The sequence below is a fragment of the Streptomyces sp. NTD91 genome, from assembly GCF_059510455.1.
The window spans coordinates 1-18,716 of sequence record NZ_JCAJZW010000076.1; the positions used below are offsets into that span (position 1 = coordinate 1).

Here is an 18,716-nt window from a genome sequence, read left to right on the forward strand (position 1 = left end):
TCCTGTCGGGGTGCGACCTGAGGCAGGCACGCGGACGTCTGCGCCTCGGCGTTCACCGCCATGGTGAGTGGATGTCCGCAGTCGTGGCGTCGAGGGCGGCCGGGCCGAAGCCGGCCTCGGTCAGGATGTTCGCCGCGACTCCGCGGCCGACCCTCGCTTGAGTGAGCGGCTTCAACGCCGACCGTGCGCACGCCAGGCCCCGCTCTCCCGGAACCCTGACGGGCTGTACACGCCGGTGCGGCGTAACGTCGACTTGTGGACTTCCCTGCGGACAGTCTCGTGTCCCGTGCCGCACGTGAGGTAAGCCTGCGGGCAGACCGGCTGATCCGGGACGTCGAGCGGTGCCTGCAGCGTGGAGTCCCCGAGGTCTGGGAAGAACCCGACGCTGTGGCGGCAGCCCCAGCGAGCGGTGAGGCCGGGTGCTGCCGGAGTCGGTGACCTGGCAGAGCAGAACGCTGTGGCGGATCAGCCGCAGCTCCGCCTGCTGACGGCAGAGCCGCCCCAGCGACCCGGACCGCGGTACTGCTGTGACGATCGCGGTCGTCATACCCACTTGCTCACGACCGTTCCTTCAGGCCCGGGCGGTTCACCGTGCGTCGGTGTCGAACAAGCGGCGGGCATTGCGGGTGGTGAGGTCCCGCCAGGTGACGGTGGCGGACGGCTGCACCGCGGAGTCGATGGAGGTGACCTGAGAGAGCACCGCGTCGATGGGCGTCCAGCAGTAGTCGCTGCCGTAGAGGAGACGCTCGGTGCCGAAGGCCGCGTCGAAGGCCGGGACCTGGCGCGGGAACGGCGTGCCGGCCATGTCGTACCAGAGTCGGCCGAGCTGCTCGACGGCGCTCGGCGCGTCGACGGCGCCGCCGCCGATGTGGGTGCGGAAGAGTTCCATCCGGTCGGCGAGCAGCGGCAGCACACCTCCGCCGTGTGTCAGGATCCAGCGGATCCGCGGACGGCGGGCGAGGACACCATGCAGGAGCAGGTCGCTCGCGGTGCGGGCAGTGTCGAAGAGGAACTCCAGCATCGGCCGTGGCCGGCCCAGAGCGAGCTCGTCGGCGTGGGGCGCTGAGGTGGGGTGAACGAAGACGACGGCGCTGCGGCGGTCGAGCTCCTCCCAGAGCGGCTCGAACCGGGGGTCACCGAGGTAGAGGCCATGGTGGTTGGTTTCCACCACCACTCCGTCCGCACCGAGGACGTCGAGCGCATGGGCGGCCTCGGCGAGCGATCCCTCGACGTCCGGCAGGGGCAGGGAGGCGAAGAGACCGAACCGCTGCGGGTCCTCCGTGCGGACCCGGGCGCCGAACTCATTGACCTCACGTGCGAGAGCGCGGGCCTCGCTGTCGTCGCCGAAGTGCACTCCGGGCGAGGAGATCGACAGGTAGGACCTGTCGATCCCTGAGCGCTTCATCATGTCGAGATGCTCTTCGACGCTCCACGCGGGCCAGCCGGGCATCCCGTCGGGATGTTCGACACCCGCGGCTCGAGCCGCCGCCACATAGCTGTCGGTGACGAAGTGGGCGTGCACATCGATGAATCCGGTCGCGGCCATACGATTCTCCCTTTCTGCGGGGTCCCTGTCAGTGCGAGCCACCGTAGGAAGCGTGCCGTACATTGGCAGCGGTGATTCCGATGAATGAAACGGCGACTGCCGACGGAGGTGCCCCCAGGAGACACGGGGGCAGGCCGGCTGAGGGACAACCGGTGATCGACCGGGCTTTCGCCCTGCTCGGCAGCTTCGACGGTGACCACCGTGCGCAGACCCTTGCCGAACTCGCACAGCGAAGCGGCATCCCCCGCAGCAGTGCTCTCCGGCTCGCCCGGTCCCTGATGAAAGTGGGCGCCCTGGAACGCCTCGGCGACGGCCGCTTCGTCGTGGGTCTTCGGCTGCTGGAGACCGCTTCCCTGGCCCCGCGCGGTCACGGGCTGCGATCGGTGGCGATGCCGTTCATGGAGGATCTCTTCCACGTCACGCGTCAGCATGTCCTGCTCGCCGTGCGGGACCAGGGGCAGGCGCTGCTCGTCGAGCGGCTGTCAGCGCGAGATGCGAGCCCCGTGCGCTACCGCGTGGGGGGCCGCCTTCCTCTGGCATCCACCGGCGTAGGACTGGTGCTTCTCGCCTTCGCGCCGCCGGCCGTCCAGGAGCAGGCCATCGCCGCCTACGCGCCGGAGCACGGCGACGACGACATCCGCACCCCCGCCGACCTGCGTCGCGTGCTGGCGGAGGTACGGCGCGGCGATCACGCTGTCGGCCACCAGAACCGTCCATGGCAGGTGAGCACCGTGGCCGCGCCGGTACGTGACGGCCGCGAGGTGGTCGCGGCGTTGTCGGTCGTGGCGCCCGGCACCGGTTCGCCGAACCCGGGGTACGGACCGGCCGTACGCGCGACGGCCCGTGCGATCTCCCGCCGTCTCGTCGAGGACGGTGGTCGGACCATGCCGGTCGAAGCCATAGAAGGGCACCGGTAGCGCAACCCGGACGCCCGCGCCGGCTGCCGTTGTGCGCCCCGCGGCTCTCCTGCTGGGAGGACCGGCCGGTGCTGGTCTCGAGCCTCGGACGTGGCGAAGCCGGTTTGCCCCTGCTCCTGCAGGGCCGGAGTCGACGGTGGCGGTGTCGCCGTCGGCCACCGGCACCCGGGCAGGGGCAGCCGGTACGCCTGGCGGCGGGCGCGGCAAGCCCGAGCATGCGCCGGCCCGGGGGTAGGGGGTGGGCCGTTGGGGCGGTACCTGCCCCGCTACATGTGCACGACAGGTGCGGCGTTCTCGTTCTGCCGGGGCGCACCCCGGCGGTAGAGGTGGGCGGTGACGACGAGGCCGCTGACGAAGACGACCGCCGACCACCAGTAGGCCGTGGAACAGCCCTCCAGGCCGGTCTGAGCCAGCACGCCGGGGTTCTTGCAGGACCACAAACCACCCTGGGCAGGGGTGAGTGGGCGCCGGTGCGTGAGGGAGCACCGGCGCCCACGGTCTTCCGCTCCCCGGCTACCGGGGAGAGCCGGACCGGCATTCTCCGGCACTGCCCGCCCGTTCAGAGCCACCTGCGGCGCACAGCCTGCGCGCCCGCCTGGAACCGGCTCGTCGCCCCGAGGCGGGAGGTCAGGTCGGCGATCCGGCGGCGCAGGGTGCGTTCGCTGAGGCCGAGTTGGCGGGCTATGGTCTCGTCCTTCAGCCCCGCGTGGAGCAGGTGGAGCAGCGCACGGTCGGCCTCGCCGACGTCGGGATGCTCCTCCGTCTGCTGGGCCTCGCTGCCGAAGACGGGGGTAGCCTGCCGCCAGCTCGCCTCAAAGAGGTCGACCAAGGCGTCGCACAGCGGTGACCGGTGGACCAGGGCGGCGGTACTGCGCAGGCCGTCGGTGCCGGTGGTGAGGGGAACGAGGGCATCGCGGCGGTCGAACACCAGCAGCTTCAGCGGTACATGGGGCAGCACCCGGGCCTGCTCCCCAAGAAGCACGAGGCGCTGAAGCAGTCCCGCGCGCTCAGGGATGGCCAGGACCTGACTGGAGTAGATCGCCCGTGCCCGCACGCCACGCGCCAGCAGCTCCTCCTCGGACTGAAACGCACTCGCGTCGGCCGTGAGATATGGCGGCGTGTCGAAGCACAGGACCTCCTGCTCGGCGCCAGCCATCAGCTCGGTCAGCCAGGCGCCGATCGCGGTCGGCCCCTCGATGACCTCGACCAGCCGGCTCGGATCGGAGCTCAGCTTGCGTTCGTTGAACTCGGCGCCGTAGGCGTCCAGCGCGGCCGACGCGCGCTCCAGCTCCAGACGGCGCGCGCGAATCAGGGCGGCCAGGCCGATACGCGGGTCCACCGGGGCGTAACGCGTGGGCCGTCCGGCCGAGGGGACCGCGAGGCCCGCCGCGACCAGGTCGTCCAGCATGCGGCGGGCCTGTGGCGTGCTGCAGGACTGATGCCTGGCCACTTCGGTCGCCGTCAGCGGCGGTGAGGCCAGCAGATGGCGGTAGGTGCGCTCGGTCGGATCGTCGAGACCCAGGGACTCCAGCACCGGTGCGCGTCACCTCCTGTGTTCGCCGGCCGAGCCGGCGCGTGGCCGCTTCCGGAATCCGGCCGGTAGCGGCCAGTCATTCTCCACCCGCTGAGCCGGGTCTGCTGGAACAGTACCGGCATCCCCCGCAGGGCCGTTCACCAGTGCTCTTCGTGAGCCGGCCGCCCTGTTCCCCACCCGAGAGGCGCGTGGTCCATTGAGAATGCGTGGAAAGGGCATACGCTCCGGCATGGTCGCCACCGTGCTGGGGCTGGCCGCCGGCCTGCTGGTGACACCGCCGGCTCAGGCGGCCCCTCCGCACGGCGCGAAGGGCACCCGGCTGACTGCTGCCGCGATCGAGAGGCTCAGCAAGCGGTACCAACCCCGGATCGACGGCACGCCCGGGCAGGTTGCCGCCCAGGAGGGCCCCGCCGCTGCCGCCCCGCCGCTGCCGGGCACCAAGCCCGGCGTGACGGCGGCCTCCGGCATGCACACCGACACCTCGTCCGCCGTCCCGGGTTTCGAGCGGACCGGCCGGTGGGAGACCGCGCGCGGCTTCGCCGAGGGCGTGGCGCTCGGCGGCACCAAGGACTGGGTGGGCGTCTTCAGCGGCGGCACCGTAGCCCGCTACGACGCCCAGGGCAAGCAGGTGTGGAGCCGCGGAGCCACCTCCTTCTACAAGGACTGGCAGGTGTCCCCCCGGAATTGGTTCCAGCCCTACCCGTACCTGCCGAACCTCTATGCCGGCTACAACCCGTACGAGATGTCGGCCACCGGCAAGCAGCCGTATGTGACGGGCGACTTCAACGACGACGGCGTCCAGGACGTCGCCGTAGCCTACGCGGTGGGCGACTGGCCGTTCCGGCCGTTCTCCTCGCCCGGTTCGAAGGTGGACTACGGCACCTTCGTGACCGTTCTGGACGGCCGTACCGGAAAGACGGCGTGGAGCAAGCTGGTTCCCGGCTACGTCGGCACCATGCTGTTCCAGGACCGCAAGCTGATCGTCGCCGACACGGTCGGCCCGGACTGGGGCGGCGATCCGGTGGCCGAACAGGGCGACAGCCGCAGCAACCTGACCGCCTACAGCTTCGGCCACGCCGGTGACGGCACGCTCACCGGAACCGCCGACTGGACCTACTCGACGCACGCGCCCTGGGCGTACTGGGGCGATCTGACGTCGATGGGAGGCGGCCGGATCGCCGCGTCGTGGTCCGACACCCCGATGGACCTGGGAAGCCCGCGCCCGGCCGACGGCAACGTGCTGGTGCTCAAGACCTCCGACGGCAGCGTCGCGGCGCACACCAAGACCCCCGGCTACCCGCGCATACTGGTCAAGGACCCGGGCGCGGACCGCGTTCTGGTGGTCGAGCAGAACGACCCCTTCGACAAGGTGCGCTGGGACCTGACCGCGATCGACGCGCACAGCGGCGAGCGTGCGGTGCTCGCCTCCCGTGAGGGCACCGTGCCGGAGGCCTTCCACGTCCTGCCGGACGCGAAGGACGGCCGCCCCCGGTTCGCCGTCGCGGAGCTCGGCATCGACGCCGACATGTCGGACGGTCAGAGCACTATCTCCGGCTGGGACGCTCAGGGCCACACCCTCTGGTCGTACACCACGGCCTCCACGATCGGCGGGCCGAACGCCCCGACCATGGCGCTGTCCTCCGACGCGAAGGGCAGCGAGGTCTTCGCCTCGCTCTCCGACCCGAAGACCGCCACCGCCGCCACCCCCGCAGGTCCCGAGCACACCCAGCTCATCGGACTGAACGCCGCGAGCGGTCACCTCGACTGGCGACAGGACGGCGCCGTCTCCGGCGACACGCTCACGCAGTACCAGGGCGGACTCCTCACCGTCGGCTATGACGACACCGCCTACACGGTCAACCCCCACAGCGGCACGTCGCACGCCATGCCTCTGGCCGGCGACCCGTACGCGGCCGTCGCGACGGACGTGAACGGGGACGGCACCATGGACCTGGTCGTCGCCGGCCAGAGCCGCGGTGTCTTCGCCCTCGACGGCAGGACTCTGAAGAAGGCGGCGCCGACCGTCCTGTGGCGGGCCACCGTCGACAGTTCGGTGCACGCCCTGCGCCTCCTGCCGAACCCCGGCAAGGACGCGGCCGGCGACTCGGTGGCGGCCGCGACCGACCACGGCTTCGCCGTACTGGACACGCACAGCGGTAAGGTACGCGCGAACGTGCGCACCGGCGGCTACGTCGCCTCGCTCACGGTCGTGGGCGACGGCCGCGGCGGATCCGAGATCGTCGTCCCGGGCAGCAGCCTGACCGCGTACACCGCGCAGGGCAAGATGTTGTGGGCGTACCGGCCGAGGGGTACGGCTGGCAAGAGCCTGGTCTTCTCCAGCGTCACCACGGACGGCGCCGGACACCTGTTCTTCGAGTACGGCGGCACACACCACGGCATCGGCCTGCCCACGCAGGCCACCGACCCGGCGCCGACGGCGGTCAGCCTGGACGCCGCCACCGGCATCCCGAACTGGACCGAGACCCCGCCCGGTTCCGATGCCGTCGCAATCGTGCCGACCAACCCCGCCCTGGCCGACCCGAACATCCCGGGCGCCGACGGGCACGGTGTCGCCTTCGCCTACACCGGCGATTTCAGGAACTACCGCCACCTGGTCCAGATCCTCGACGCGCGATCCGGCGCGGTGATCAAGAACTACGACAGCCCCGGAACGTCGCAGGGCTTCGTCGCGTCCAAGAAGACCGGTCTGGTCGAGATGCGCGAGTTCAACGACTACGTGTACCCGGCGGACGGCGGCGCGCCCTACGACGTGCCCACCTTCTTCGGCTTCCACTCCGCAGTGTTCGCCAGGTCGGTCGGTGGAACCGAGGCGTTCGTCGGCGCCTACCAGAACCTGTGGTCCTACGACACGCCCTTCGCGGACAACGACGGGTACCTCCGAGAGAGCGCGACGGACTTCGCCCTGGGGGCGAGCCAGGTGGAGACAGCGCCGCTGGGAGACGGCCCGGGCGACGACATGATCGGTCTCGCGCTCGACTGGCGGGCTCTGAACATCTCGGCGCAGTCGATCGGTGACGCCGTCAACGACATTGACTACTTCCCGCACGGCCTGACCACCTACAAACTCTCCGAGGACGAGCCCACCCGGATCCCGGCGCCTCCGAGCGGTGGCACCTCCCTCGCGGGCCCGGCCGCCGCCCCCGAGGCCGGTCAGGCCCAGGGCGACCGGATGCGCAGCGCGAGCCCGCTGAAGGACCTCGACATGCCGGTCGGCACCGCCTCGGTGGCGATCGAGATCCAGAAGAAGACTCCGGCGGCCACGAAGCTGAGCGTGGGCCAGGAGAACGCCAAGGAGGCAGCCCCCGGCTACACCCCGCAGCAGATCCAGGGACGCCTGGGCCTCAAGGGCGACGGCACGGGTCAGACGATCGCGATCGTCGACGCCTACCACTACCCGACGGCGAAGGCCGACCTGAACCACTTCTCCGCGCACTTCGACCTGCCGCAGACCTGCGATACGGCCGGCACGGGAGAGGACTGCTTCGACTTCCGGCAGGTCTACGCGGACGGTACCCAGCCCGACGTGGACACCGGCTGGAACGAGGAGGCGGCGCTGGACATCGAGTGGGCGCACTCGGTCGCCCCGCACGCCAAGATCGTCCTGGTCGAGGCGAAGGACCCGACCATGGCCGCGCTGTCCCGCGCCCAGGACGCGGCCGCGGCGCTGCACCCGGCCGCGCTCAGCAACAGCTGGGGCGCCGGCGAGTTCTCCGAGGAGGCCTTCTACGACGGCCACTGCAAGCTGGCCGACTCGGTCTGCGTCCAGTCCACCGGAGACTTCGGCTACCCCGGCAGCTACTCCGCCACCAACCCCTACGCCCTGGCCATCGGCGGCACCAGCCTCCGACTGGATGCCGACGGCAACACCATCGACGAGACGGCGTGGAGGTCCACCGGCGGCGGCCTGAGCTACTTCGAGCCGCGCCCGGCCTACCAGGACGGCGTGCAGTCCTCGCCGCTCAGGGCCACGCCGGACGTCAGCTTCGTGGCCGACCCGGCCACCGGGGTGCCGGTGTACATGACCATGGCCTATGGCGGCACCAGTCAGTCCGTGTGGTTCAAGGTGGGCGGCACCAGTCTGTCCGCCCCGATCTGGGGTGCGATCATCGCCTCGGCCGACCAGCTCCGTGCCGCCGTCGGCAAGCCGCATCTGGCCTCTGACGGCCCGGACGGCGACACCGCGCACACCGGCGTCTACGCGCTCGGCGGCACCTACCTGAGGGACATCACCTCCGGCTCCAACGGCTCGTGCGGCGCCGAGTGCACAGCTGGTCCCGGCTACGACACCGTCACCGGCCTCGGCTCGCCCGTCGCGGGCGTCGACGCGGCCCTGGCGGCCGCGAAGTAACCATCCGGTGTGAGCAGGCAGGGGCCCGGTGCCGTTCTACGTTCTGGGCGCCGGGCCCCTGAGCTGTCGTAGGTCTCAGCCGAGGCCCGGCAGCGGGCGCCGGGTGACCTCGTGCGTGTCCTCCGGCGGGATGCCGAGCATGCGCAGGACCATGTCGGCCGGGTCGGAGGCGGTCCGGTCGCCGTCGAGGTCCGGGCTGTGAGGCCTCAGCGCCACGAGGAACAGCTGCGAGCGGCCTGGCCCAGTGGGGCCCGCCCGTCACCCGCGACTTCCTGGGCGCCAGCCCCTCACCCGCCAAGCTCCGCGAGCTCTCGGCTCCTTCTCCAACCACGGGCAACCGGCGAAACTCGCTCGCGGGGTGAGGGAATGCGCGGAACGTGTTCAGCCGGCCAGACCGTTACGGCCGGCTGGCTGTGGACGAGTGCGACCGTCGGCATGGGATGCGAGGAGCGGCCGGTGCAGATGGTGTGACGGGGTGCGTTCGATGATCAGGAATGCGGCGTCGTCGGTGAGCTGCTCGCCGGTGTGCGCGAGGAGGTCGCGGTGAATGTGGTGCAGCAAGACGTCGGGGCTTGAGGCGGGGAAGGAGGCGACGCGTTCGGCGAGCGGGTAGAAGGCTCCGGTGGGTGAGCGGGCTTCGATCACGCCGTCGGTGTAGAGCAGCAGCATGTCACCCGGTTGCAAGCCGAACCGGTCGGTCCGGTCGTTGAGTACGCACAGGTCACGCAGGCCCAACGGGGGTGCGGGGCGGCGGGAGTTCAGGGCAGATACCTGGTCACCGCGGATCAGCAGGGGTGGCGGATGGCCGCAGTTGAGCATTTCAGCGTGTGGGCCCTGATCGGGGATGTCGATCATGATGGCGGTGATGAAGTGCTCGCCGGAGTCGGTTGCGGTGTCGGCGACTTCCTCCAGGTTCCGGCAGATGCTCTCTTCGACGGCGGTGGCGAGCTGGGGCAGGGAGGGGTACCGGTGAGCGCCCTCACGGAACGCACTCATCGCCACCGATGCTTCGCCGACGGAGGCAAGACCATGGCCTCGTACGTCGCCGATGAGTACCCGGGTGCAGGGGTGATCAGCGCGGGCGACCGCCAACAGGTCGCCCCCGATCTGGGCCTCGTCCTCGGCGGCCAGATACAGCCAGGCCACCCGCAACGGCCCGATCCGGCGCGGTGGAGGCCGCAGCAGAACCCGCTGCGCCGTCTCAGCCACCGACCGCAACCGGCTCAGCTCCCGGGCATGCCGCTCCCGCACATAACAGACGAAGACCACCAGAGCTGACAGCACAGCCAGGGCGATCAGCTGCGCCACGTGGTTGGTCGTGGTCAGCCCGCCGTGGAAGATTGCGATGATCACCAAGGCGACCTCCGCCAGAGCCCCGACCAGAGCGGTAAGCCGCGGACCGGCGAAGGTGGCGGTCAACGTCGGCGCGATGACCAGCAGCGGGCCCAGATGAACACTGGTCCCGATACCGATGTCCACCGCAGCGATGGCCACGATCAGCGCCAGCGCGGTCACCAGCAGCCCGCGCCGCTGTTCCGGGAGCCGGTCTCTCCAGACACCCTTCAGACGCATATGTTCTTTTTTACTCCTTTTTCGCGCGCAGACTCCCCGGGGACATCACGCTCGTGTTGCGACGCTGCTCCGCCTACACCTCGCGGCCTGTTGCCACCGCCGACCGAGCTTGGGACCCGGCGTGCGGAAAAATCGACCCGGCGGCGCTGGAAACGATCTCTTCCAGCCTCGCGTAAGGCATGACCAGCGCATTTCGTCGGTACTCCACCACTTCACGGGCGAGCCGAACTTGCGCCCGCATGACCGGATCACACCCGAAGATCACGGGGCTCTGCCGCCGCTACGGGAGCTGCGGCTCACCCGGCCCGAAGCGGACAACAGGCAAGCCTCGGACAGCATGACCGAGATGCTCCTGGGTCATGTCCCGCCAAGTGGCGTAGCAGCGATCACGGGGAGGCTGAACAACGGTCCGCATGTCCACCACTTCTTCCTCCGTTGCCACACCCCCTCATCTCCAGCAGACCCGGGTGCCTGCACGCCTTGTGCTCACAGCCGGGATGGGGGGCCAGCACGACGAGAGGGGAGATGAATGAACTCCCGGTGAGAACCTTCCAGTTACTCATCAGCGTTCACCGGTGACACCTCGACGAAGCAGTGGTGCGCGCCGCAGTCAGCTCGTCCGGGTGACCCGAGTCACTGTCACCGGCTCCCCGTTTCCATACGACGTATGGTTATCCTGGCAGGGCGATTCCATACAACGTATGGAACTGCTTGGCTGATCAACGCCAAACAACGCCAGGCGCCTCACATCGCCCGCAAGCAGCCGTTGGTGCAGACCACACCAACCGGAAGGAAAGATCATGAAGAAGCTCACGAAGCGGATTGCTGTCGCTGTTTCCTCCGTGGCGGTCGCCGGTGTCGCCGTTGTCGGTGCCGGGGGCACCGCTTCGGCCGCGACTCCCGCATCCGTACACGTCCAGCGGTCGGTCGGCGTCGACACCGCCGACTACCGGTGGGACCACGGTGTCGGCTACCTGATCGAGCACGGCTATTGCTGGGACGCGAACCGTGGCTGGCACCACGACGACCGTGTCACGGACTCGTCCTGGCACCGCCGCGACGGTCACTGCTACCGCTGGGACGACGAGGGGCGCGGATGGAAGTCCGACAGGTCGTACCGGCACAACTGGAACCGCTACGAGCGCGACGGCCGGGACTGGTACCACCACGACCAGTACCACGGCGACCGGGACTACCTGGGCTGGGACCACTACGGCCGGAACCACGGTGACCAGTGAGACAGGTCCCGCCTGTGCCCATGAGCTGGGGCCGTGCCCCTCGCCCTGATGCCCGTCGGCGGCAGGGATGCGACCGCTGGTCAAGGACCAGCGAGTCCCTGACCGCCGCCCCGGCGGGCGATTGAGCGAGTGAAGTTTCCCCGTGATCTCGGACACGTGATCGTTATGCCGCGAGGGCGTGCTGGTGCCGCTGTCTGGTCTCGGTTGGGGTGAGATAGCCGAAGGTCTTGTGCTTGCGCAGTCGGCGGCGGTTGTAGAAGGTCTCGATGAAGGAGAAGACCTCGGCGCGGGCGGTGGCCCGGTCGGGCCAGGTACGGGTGCCGATCTCCTCCTTGAGCAGGGCCCAGAAGCTCTCCGCCGCGGCGTCGTCGAAGCATGATCCGGTGCGTCCGCAGCTCTGCCGCATCCCGAGCTTCCCTATTCGTTCCCGGAACTGGGTGGACGTGTATGCGCTGCCGCGATCGCTGTGGATCACGCAGCCGGGCTCCAGTCCGCCCCGGCCGTGGGCCATGTCGAGCGCGTCCACGACGAGTTCGGCGCGGTGGTGGTCGGCCATGGCATAGCCGACGACCTCGCGGGTGGCCAGGTCCAGCCAGCAGGCGAGGCAGAGCCGGCCCTCGGCCGTGGGCAGGTAGGTGATGTCGCCGAGCAGGCGTGTGCCGGGGCGCTCGGCATGGAAGTCGCGGCCGATCAGATCCGGGGCCGGCTTCGCCTTCGTGTCCGGCCGGGTCAGCGAACGCCGCTTGCGGCGGGTGACACCACGGATGTCGCGCTCACGCATCACGCGGGCGACGCGTTTGCGGTTCACTCGCCGGCCCAGGCGGCGCAGTTCGGCGTGGATGCGCGGGACACCGTAGGTGTGCCGGGAAGCGATGTGCACCACGGTGATCTGGTGCGCGAGCGCGTCGTCGGCGGCCTGACGAGCGCGGCGGGCGGTCTCGCCCTCGCACCAGGCGTAGTACGAGGAGCGGGCGACCTTCAGCACCCGGCACAGCAGGACGGTTGGATGGGTCGCCTTCTCCGCATGAATCAACTGGTACGGCTCGCTCACCGGTCGTTTTCCTTCACGAAGAAGGCCGTCGCCTTTTTCAGGATCTCGATCGTCTGCTGCTGTTCGCGGACCTCCTTGCGCAGCCGCTTGAGCTCCTCGCGCTCGGCGCTGGTCAGCTCGCCGGACCCGCCCTCGCCCCGGTCCGCCTTCGCCCGGCGGTACCAGCCACGCAGGGACTCGGAGCTGATGCCGAGCTCCCGGGCGACAGCAGTGACCGTCTTGCCCGAGGAATCGACGAGCGCGATCGCGTCCCGCTTGAACTCCTCGGTGTACCGCTTCGTGTACTTGCTTCCCACCTGGTGCTACTTCCTCTGGAACCTCAAGATCCCAGTCTCCAGGTGTCCACGATCAAGGGGAAGCTTCAGGCTCCGTATTTGCCCTCGATGCCGTTGCTCTCGCGGAGTAGAGAGGCGAGGTCGGCGGGCAGTGGATGACCGAGGACCGTGACACAGCGGAGCAGCGACGACTCTGATGCAGGGGGCTGGAAGACGGTCGTGCCGGGCAGGGCCGCGACGACTTCGGTCCACATGATTGGTTCGACCTCCACGAAACTGGGCCGTGATCGAGCCACCAAACAGCCCCGTCGGCGGAACCGGCGCCACGCGACTCAACCAGTGACGCCACTGATCACGGAGCGCACAGTACCGCCTCGGCCGAGTCGGCCGCTCACCGCTCCCAGAGATGCGGGACAGCCCTTGGCTCGCACCAAAGCGAACAAGAACGCAGGAGCGGCCGAACGCCATCTGGCATGATCGCGCGGTGAGTAATGCGAGGCTGCTGGCCGCAGAAGGCGTGGAGTCACATGTCCGGGCGTTCTTCGAGGGGCATTCCGTGGAGGTCGTCGACTACGACCTCGGGCCGGAACGGCGAGAGGCGATCGCCGACCTGCGTGTTCTCGTAGTGGCTCCCGGTCCCCGCAGCGACAGCTGGGCCTATTTGACCGCCGGGTGCTGGGCCGCGACGGAGAAACACGGTCATGGGCTTGAGTTCGTCATGACCGCCCACGTCCGCGATCAGCGGTTCATCGACCTCATGGCAATGATCGCCTACTACCACTGCGGAGGGCCTAGGCTCCACCTGGAGCACAGCATGCCGATCGGCGAACCGTGGGTGCCAGGCTCGACCTGCGACCACCTGCTCATCAGCCTGCCCTACCTCCACGGCCCCGACCTCGAACACTGTCCCCTGCCCGGGGGGCACGCCCGCATCCTATGGACCCTGCCGGTGACGACCGCCGAGGTCGAGTTCCGCCGACGCCACGGCCACGAAGCGTTGGAGCAACTCTTCGACGAAGCAGAGATCATTCCGACCGATCCGTTCAGATCCTCTGTCGTCTGAGTTCGCGTCCGCACCACCCTGGTGGTCCCAGAACAGACCGCCCTCAGGGACCATCTCAAGACGCTCGATCTTCACCAATCATTCGCAAAATGGGGCCAGTTGGAGTCGCCTTGGTGGGGCCGCTGAACGCCGCACTAGCCATCCCTGCGGTTTGCGGGTAGCACATAGTGGAGTGACAACCCTCTGCCCTCTCTCTACGAACGGACAGCCCCGCGTGACGACCGCGCACCCTGCAACCCCTACCGAGCGCGTGCCCGCACGGGCATGGACGATCCGGCTCACCGGCCGCAGCGACCGTTCCGTCACGGTCTCCTGCAGCAACCCCAACTGCCAGATGCCGCCTGCTTCCAAGGACCTGGCGGCCCTGCGCCGGTTCGCCGCACAGCACGCCGCCGCCCACGCCAAGGCCGCCACCATCCACCCAGACGCCCGGTGTCACTGCGGCGCTCGAGACTGTGCCGCCCACACGGACAGCAAGGCGCACTGCGCAGGCACCGCGGCGGTTCTGGTCCTTCAGCACGACGCCACGGTGGGACAGATCTGGACGCTTCAGGAGGTGTGCGCCACCTGCGCCCGGCTCCTTCCGAACGCCACGGTGGTGGCGGGTGTGGGGGGGAGGACGAGGCGCGCTGACGTACCGGCCGCCCAGGTGCCGGCCGTCCGGCCCGGCATTCCCGGCGGCTTCTCCTCGCCCGCCGCCGGGCCCAGCGACAACCCGGGCACCCCCGCTCGCAGGCGCGGCCGCTCTTCGCAGCAGCCGCGCCGCCACCGCCCGTCCGGCAACCGCTAGCCCCACCGCGGCCTGCGTCTCGTCAGACGGGACGCCACGGGTGAGGGCCGTCTGGGTCTTCCCGCTCGACGGACCGGCCCCGGGCGGTCGGCCATCAGCACGGCCCGGCACGGGCAAGCTGCCGCCAGCCGCCGTTCTTGAAGGGCCGTGCGGCGCCCCTACTGCCGAGCAGAAGGTCCCTTGCCGTGAGCGAAGAGCTGGTCGCCCCCGACGACTTGCGCACCTGGCTGTCCGAGCGGGGACCGGACGCGTACGCCCTGGCCTGGGTGGCCGACCGGAACGACCCTGCGGGCGGGGACGGTGCCGACAGGCCCATGGCGGGCAGGGCCGGGATCGCCCACGCCGACGCCGACCTCACCCGCGTCACCGTGCACGAGGTCGCCCACGGGCAGCCCGAGACGCTGCGCCGCTGGCTGCAACTGGGCGGCGGAGAGCGGCAGCTGGCCATCTTCACCGCCGATGCCGAGGGCCTGCACGAACACACGCGGGGGAACTCGCCGTCCAGCTGATGCACGATCCGGACACCGACGCATCTCAGCTGACGCAGCAGCTGGCCGAGTGGCTCTACCGCCGCAACACCGGCGCGCCGCAGGCACTGGAACTCGGGTGGATCGCCGCGGCCGCCGCCCGGACCTGCCACATGCGCCACCTCTCGGGGTTCCCGCCTGTTTCCGTCCGCGCCCGCAGCCTCGACATGGCCGACGACCTGGACGTAGACACCGATCAGCTGCTCGTCAGCGCCGGGCAGCGCACCAGCGAACTCCTGGAGCGGATGGAGCACACCTCTCGGTCCCGGGCCGAGCCGCTCACCCGGCGCGGCCTGTGGCAGCCTCCGTGACGGCGGGCATCGCCTCAGCAATCCCGGGGCGCAGGCCGCTGTCCGTCCGCATCGGGGCGACCAGCCGTTGGTTCTTTGTCTCGGGCTGGAGCCAGGGAATCGAGCTCGTCACCGGATCCACGCCCGACCTGGCGGATGTCGTCCGGGCGGGTGCGGCATGGGGGCAGGTCAGAAGCCTGCAGGAGTTGCGGGCCGGGCTGCCGTTTCTGCACTGCGGTGAGCACGCCGAGGCCCAGGAACGCGGCCCGGCCGCGGTCGTGGAGCTGTAGTGGAGCACGATGCACAAACAGGCAGCCGAGGCCCCGGATTTCGCCGCTTTCGCAGAACTCGTGGAAGCAGCGCATGCCGAACCGATGCTGCGGCAGCTCTATGTCTTCTCCAGCCACTGGACGCTCGGCTTCAGCTCCTGCACCGGCTTCCCGTTTCGGGTGGAAGTGGCCATCGCTCCGTCACACCATGACAGCCCGTACCGTGTGATGAAACGTCCTCACTCCACCGTCATCGGCGAAGCCGTCACGGCCGAAGAGGCAGTCGCCACAGCGGTCTCCCCCCTCCCCGAAGGTCTCGGCCCAGCAGTCGCGGGAACCGCCGAACGCGATGGGTAACGCGCCGTGCCTGGAAGCAACACGAGACACGGCCAGGCTCACGCGACGTCCTTGCACCCGGCGACAGCGAGATCGACGGCGAGCTCGTTGACCGCGGTGCAGGTGAGCGGGCCCATGGCCACGATCCGTGCCCGGTTCTGGGCGTGGGCCAGGTTCCACTTGTCGACGACCCAGGCGGGCGGCCAGCCGAAGGTGACGGTCAGGGAGCCGGGAACACGATGGCCCTGGCGTGCTCGAGCCGGTGGGCGGCGTGGGCGGCGAGGTCCTGACAGCGGCCGATCATCGCGGCCACCCCGGCCCGCCCCAGGGACCGCAACCGCGTCCACGGCAGCAGCGCCGCCAGAGCGCCGCCCACGCCCACCACCGTCGGGTGGCCCACCGCGATTTCTGCACCGGCAGCAGACGCGTGCGCACGGCGCACCAGCGAGACCCCCGCAGGCACCGGCAGCCCCAGCAGACCGTGCCCGGACAGGGTGATGGAGTGCGCGCCGTGCGCGAGCGACCACGGCAGCAAAGGTCGAGCTGTGCTTCACGCCGACTTACGCCTCGTGGGCGAACCCGATCGAGTCCCACTTCGGGCCACTGCGGCAGTTCACCATCGCCAACTCGAACTACCCCAACCACACGGTTCAGACCCGGGCCCTGCACGCCTACCTGCGGTGGCGCAACGCCAACGCCTGCCATCGCGACGTCCTGGCCGCCGAACGCAAGGAACGCGCCCGCATCCGCAGCGAAAAGGGCATCCGCTGGGGCGGACGCCCATTCGCCACCGCAGCCTGAACGACCCGGCGAACCTATGCGGTCAGAGCACTAGGCAGCGCCCGATGCGAGGCGGGGCTGGGCGTCATCGACAGGCCCGGACCTGCCACACCGCATCGGGGCGCTGGCCTCGGCACGGTTGGGGGACCGCTGGGTTACACCGGCGGGGCTTCACTCTTTTTCCGAACTCTCCACCCTCTCTCCGTCCGAAGCTGCGGGGCTTCCGTTGCGCGGAAAGGGAATTTCGGACAAGAATCCCTGTCCTGCCCCGGTACCCGGTGCCTCATAGCCAGCACCTAGCCACCGCACAGGCGCCCCTCCCCAGGTGCCACCGGCGTCCGAAAAGAACTACTAGATGCATATGGGGCGTTGACGCCCCGTCAAGCGCACGCGAAGCATGGTCCCGCCAAAACAGCGAAAGGATCAGCTCGTGAGAATGCTCAAACGGGGGGCGGCTCTCCTGACCGCTTTTGTGGCGGTCGGTGCCATGTTCGCTGCGGATGCGCAAGCAGCTCCCACACCGAAGCCCCGTCACAGCGCTGTCGCGCACCTCACCACGCTGTCGACGCGCCGCGTCGATTCGGTGACGTGTACGGTCGGCCAGGTCAGGGAGGACCGCACGAGTTCGTGCGCCTCCGGCGGCCTGCGCGTCGACTTCTACATCGAGCCCGAGCACCAATACCAGGGCAGCGCCAACTTTGCCTGGACGTCCAGCGTCCAGCTCGACAACCGCAACCGGCACAAGTGGACCAATCACGTCACTCTGACGTTGGAGTCCACCACGGTCGCAGCGGCCGAACTCGGCGTCGCCACCCTCAACGAGACGTGCGGATCCTGCACCTCCACTGGAGGCACCCCGCAGATCACCACGCTGGGCACGACGCGGAACTGGGACCTGGTCATCGACTCCCCCGGGGCCCTCACCACCACCGACGCCCAGGCTCCTCACCTCAACTACGAGGCCGCCCCCTACTCCCCGGTCAGCGTCGACCTGGGTCCGAAGCTGAACGTGCGCTGTGACAACACCCCGCGTATGAGCCCGGCCGCCGATGGCGGCTGTGTCTACCCCGACTACACCCCCACCTACGACATCTCCGTCACCGGTCCCTACGACCAGGTCGCGTGGCACATCCTGTGGGCGCAGCGCAATCTCGCGCACCACTGGGGCTGGCAGGGCCACGGCCCGGAGCTGACGCGGACGATGGACCGGTCCCTGATCCGCGCCAACCGGCGTACCGCCTGCCCGTCCTCGATCCCGCGCCCGTCCGGCAAGAGCTGTGACGAGTACCCGTTCGCGTCCACCCACCAGGGCGCCAGCGTCAACCCGGACTTCTCGTGTCACATGGTGCCGGAGGCGCAGAACCGTCTGGAGGGCGGTGCGCGCAAGTCCTGGTACAACGCGAACCGTCTGCTGGAGAACGACAAGTTCTGGGTCTCCGTCACCGACGTCCCGGCATCGGCTGCCGCTTCTCCGGTGCGCCCGTTGGTGCAGTGCCCGTAACGCCGGCCGCGTAGCGTAAAACCCTGGGGGCAGCGAAAACGCTGCCCCCTCCCTCTGTTAGGAGCCCTGTCATGGCCTCACTCATCAACCGCGTCCATGACCCGCGTCTATTCGTCGCCCACGGCACCCTCGACCTCATCGATCTTGACACTTTCGAAGAAGTCCCCCTCGACTACGCTGCCAACGGGCTTGTTTCGGCGCGGGAAAACTACGCCGCCGTCGTGTGTGCCACCGAGGGCGGTGACATCGACGTCACCGCCGAACTCTGGGACGGCCCTCCGACCCTCAACCTGGACGACTGGCAGGACGCCGCCGAAATCTCCTTCACCTGGACCACCACTCGCATCTGCATCGGCCCTGGCGAAGAAAGCCCCGAGGACGCTCCTCAGCTGGCCCTGCCCGGCCCCGGCACCTACCGCCTCCTGGTCCACGGCCGCCACCGCGACGACGGTGACGTACGCGACGAGGGTGACCCGGTGGAGACCTATCTGCTCCAGCTGTGGCCGGCGCCCCTTGCCGGCCCCGCCACCCACAAGGCGGCGAGCCGGTTCGGGGCATCGTTGCGGATCGAGGCTGCCGAGCCCAAGGGGCAGGTCCCGTCCTGGTTCACTGAGAAGACGTCCGGCTACGGGCCCGATCATCCTGCGTACGGCAGTTA

General features: G+C 69.5%; 20 protein-coding genes and 1 pseudogene. 12 read left to right on the forward strand and 9 right to left on the reverse strand.

Annotation, left to right across the window (positions count from 1 at the left end; all coding sequences use genetic code 11):
• Window positions 1–586 precede the first annotated feature (586 nt).
• The gene (locus AC5WRT_RS37405) at window positions 587–1,546 is read right to left on the reverse strand and encodes an amidohydrolase family protein (RefSeq protein WP_496098644.1); all 960 of its coding nucleotides are present in this window, start codon (window positions 1,544–1,546) and stop codon (window positions 587–589) included.
• 152 nt (window positions 1,547–1,698) lie between these two features.
• Here AC5WRT_RS37405 and AC5WRT_RS37410 point away from each other — a divergent pair, with 152 nt between their 5' ends.
• Window positions 1,699–2,463: an IclR family transcriptional regulator gene (locus AC5WRT_RS37410; RefSeq protein ID WP_496098645.1), complete on the forward strand. Its 765-nt coding sequence runs from the start codon at window positions 1,699–1,701 to the stop codon at window positions 2,461–2,463.
• A gap of 266 nt (window positions 2,464–2,729) precedes the next feature.
• Here AC5WRT_RS37410 and AC5WRT_RS37415 read toward each other — a convergent pair whose 3' ends face one another.
• Entirely contained in the window at window positions 2,730–2,879 is a 150-nt protein-coding gene (locus AC5WRT_RS37415) for a hypothetical protein (protein ID WP_496098646.1), read from the reverse strand.
• A gap of 143 nt (window positions 2,880–3,022) precedes the next feature.
• Window positions 3,023–3,997 carry a TrmB family transcriptional regulator gene (locus tag AC5WRT_RS37420; protein ID WP_496098647.1) on the reverse strand — a complete coding sequence of 325 codons (975 nt, stop codon included), beginning with the start codon at window positions 3,995–3,997 and terminating at the stop codon, window positions 3,023–3,025.
• Window positions 3,998–4,226: 229 nt separating this feature from the next.
• Here AC5WRT_RS37420 and AC5WRT_RS37425 point away from each other — a divergent pair, with 229 nt between their 5' ends.
• A complete protein-coding gene (locus AC5WRT_RS37425) occupies window positions 4,227–8,366 on the forward strand; it encodes a S53 family peptidase (RefSeq protein WP_496098648.1) in 4,140 nt (1,379 codons plus the stop codon).
• Window positions 8,367–8,441: 75 nt separating this feature from the next.
• Here the strand turns inward: AC5WRT_RS37425 and AC5WRT_RS37430 are convergent, their stop codons facing one another.
• Window positions 8,442–8,582, reverse strand: a complete 141-nt coding sequence (locus tag AC5WRT_RS37430; protein WP_496098649.1) for a hypothetical protein — start codon at window positions 8,580–8,582, stop codon at window positions 8,442–8,444.
• Between the two features lie 165 nt (window positions 8,583–8,747).
• Complete coding sequence (locus AC5WRT_RS37435; protein ID WP_496101042.1) at window positions 8,748–9,881, reverse strand: PP2C family protein-serine/threonine phosphatase; 1,134 nt, start codon at window positions 9,879–9,881, stop codon at window positions 8,748–8,750.
• 857 nt (window positions 9,882–10,738) lie between these two features.
• On the opposite strand from AC5WRT_RS37435, the gene AC5WRT_RS37440 reads away from it, so the two are divergent.
• Window positions 10,739–11,176 carry a hypothetical protein gene (locus AC5WRT_RS37440; RefSeq protein WP_496098651.1) on the forward strand — a complete coding sequence of 146 codons (438 nt, stop codon included), beginning with the start codon at window positions 10,739–10,741 and terminating at the stop codon, window positions 11,174–11,176.
• Between the two features lie 163 nt (window positions 11,177–11,339).
• Here the strand turns inward: AC5WRT_RS37440 and AC5WRT_RS37445 are convergent, their stop codons facing one another.
• The 3 genes from AC5WRT_RS37445 to AC5WRT_RS37455 form a co-directional block, all read right to left on the reverse strand.
• Complete coding sequence (locus tag AC5WRT_RS37445) at window positions 11,340–12,227, reverse strand: IS3 family transposase (protein WP_496098652.1); 888 nt, start codon at window positions 12,225–12,227, stop codon at window positions 11,340–11,342.
• Window positions 12,224–12,523 (reverse strand): transposase, encoded by a 300-nt coding sequence (locus tag AC5WRT_RS37450; protein ID WP_449340750.1) that lies wholly within the window; start codon window positions 12,521–12,523, stop codon window positions 12,224–12,226. Before AC5WRT_RS37450 ends, AC5WRT_RS37445 begins: the two co-directional genes overlap by 4 nt.
• A 65-nt stretch (window positions 12,524–12,588) precedes the next feature.
• A complete protein-coding gene (locus tag AC5WRT_RS37455) occupies window positions 12,589–12,756 on the reverse strand; it encodes a hypothetical protein (protein WP_496098653.1) in 168 nt (55 codons plus the stop codon).
• 230 nt (window positions 12,757–12,986) lie between these two features.
• Between AC5WRT_RS37455 and AC5WRT_RS37460 the strand changes: the two genes are divergently transcribed.
• From AC5WRT_RS37460 to AC5WRT_RS37485, 6 genes are all read left to right on the forward strand, one after another.
• Window positions 12,987–13,565: a suppressor of fused domain protein gene (locus AC5WRT_RS37460; RefSeq protein ID WP_496098654.1), complete on the forward strand. Its 579-nt coding sequence runs from the start codon at window positions 12,987–12,989 to the stop codon at window positions 13,563–13,565.
• Between the two features lie 250 nt (window positions 13,566–13,815).
• Window positions 13,816–14,355, forward strand: coding sequence for a hypothetical protein (locus AC5WRT_RS37465; RefSeq protein ID WP_496101043.1), 540 nt, complete (start codon window positions 13,816–13,818; stop codon window positions 14,353–14,355).
• Between the two features lie 185 nt (window positions 14,356–14,540).
• Window positions 14,541–14,864 carry a hypothetical protein gene (locus tag AC5WRT_RS37470; RefSeq protein ID WP_496098656.1) on the forward strand — a complete coding sequence of 108 codons (324 nt, stop codon included), beginning with the start codon at window positions 14,541–14,543 and terminating at the stop codon, window positions 14,862–14,864.
• On the forward strand, window positions 14,864–15,193 hold the full coding sequence (locus AC5WRT_RS37475) for a hypothetical protein (protein WP_496098657.1): 330 nt from the start codon (window positions 14,864–14,866) through the stop codon (window positions 15,191–15,193). The genes AC5WRT_RS37470 and AC5WRT_RS37475 overlap by 1 nt, the downstream gene beginning before the upstream one ends.
• Window positions 15,178–15,462, forward strand: coding sequence for a hypothetical protein (locus AC5WRT_RS37480; protein ID WP_496098658.1), 285 nt, complete (start codon window positions 15,178–15,180; stop codon window positions 15,460–15,462). Before AC5WRT_RS37475 ends, AC5WRT_RS37480 begins: the two co-directional genes overlap by 16 nt.
• 9 nt (window positions 15,463–15,471) lie before the next feature.
• A complete protein-coding gene (locus tag AC5WRT_RS37485) occupies window positions 15,472–15,798 on the forward strand; it encodes a DUF6193 family natural product biosynthesis protein (protein WP_496098659.1) in 327 nt (108 codons plus the stop codon).
• A 199-nt stretch (window positions 15,799–15,997) separates the two neighbouring features.
• On the opposite strand, the gene AC5WRT_RS37490 is transcribed toward AC5WRT_RS37485, so the two are convergent.
• Window positions 15,998–16,312 (reverse strand): hypothetical protein, encoded by a 315-nt coding sequence (locus AC5WRT_RS37490; RefSeq protein ID WP_496098660.1) that lies wholly within the window; start codon window positions 16,310–16,312, stop codon window positions 15,998–16,000.
• On the opposite strand from AC5WRT_RS37490, the pseudogene AC5WRT_RS37495 reads away from it, so the two are divergent.
• The 3 genes and pseudogenes from AC5WRT_RS37495 to AC5WRT_RS37505 all read left to right on the forward strand — a co-directional run.
• Window positions 16,312–16,578: pseudogene (locus AC5WRT_RS37495) on the forward strand (IS630 family transposase); the annotation flags it as partial. The gene AC5WRT_RS37490 and the pseudogene AC5WRT_RS37495 sit on opposite strands and share 1 nt — an antisense overlap.
• A gap of 562 nt (window positions 16,579–17,140) precedes the next feature.
• Window positions 17,141–18,058 carry a NucA/NucB deoxyribonuclease domain-containing protein gene (locus AC5WRT_RS37500; protein WP_496098661.1) on the forward strand — a complete coding sequence of 306 codons (918 nt, stop codon included), beginning with the start codon at window positions 17,141–17,143 and terminating at the stop codon, window positions 18,056–18,058.
• 71 nt (window positions 18,059–18,129) lie between these two features.
• The coding region (locus AC5WRT_RS37505) for a hypothetical protein (protein ID WP_496098662.1) at window positions 18,130–18,716 on the forward strand (587 nt) is incomplete at its 3' end.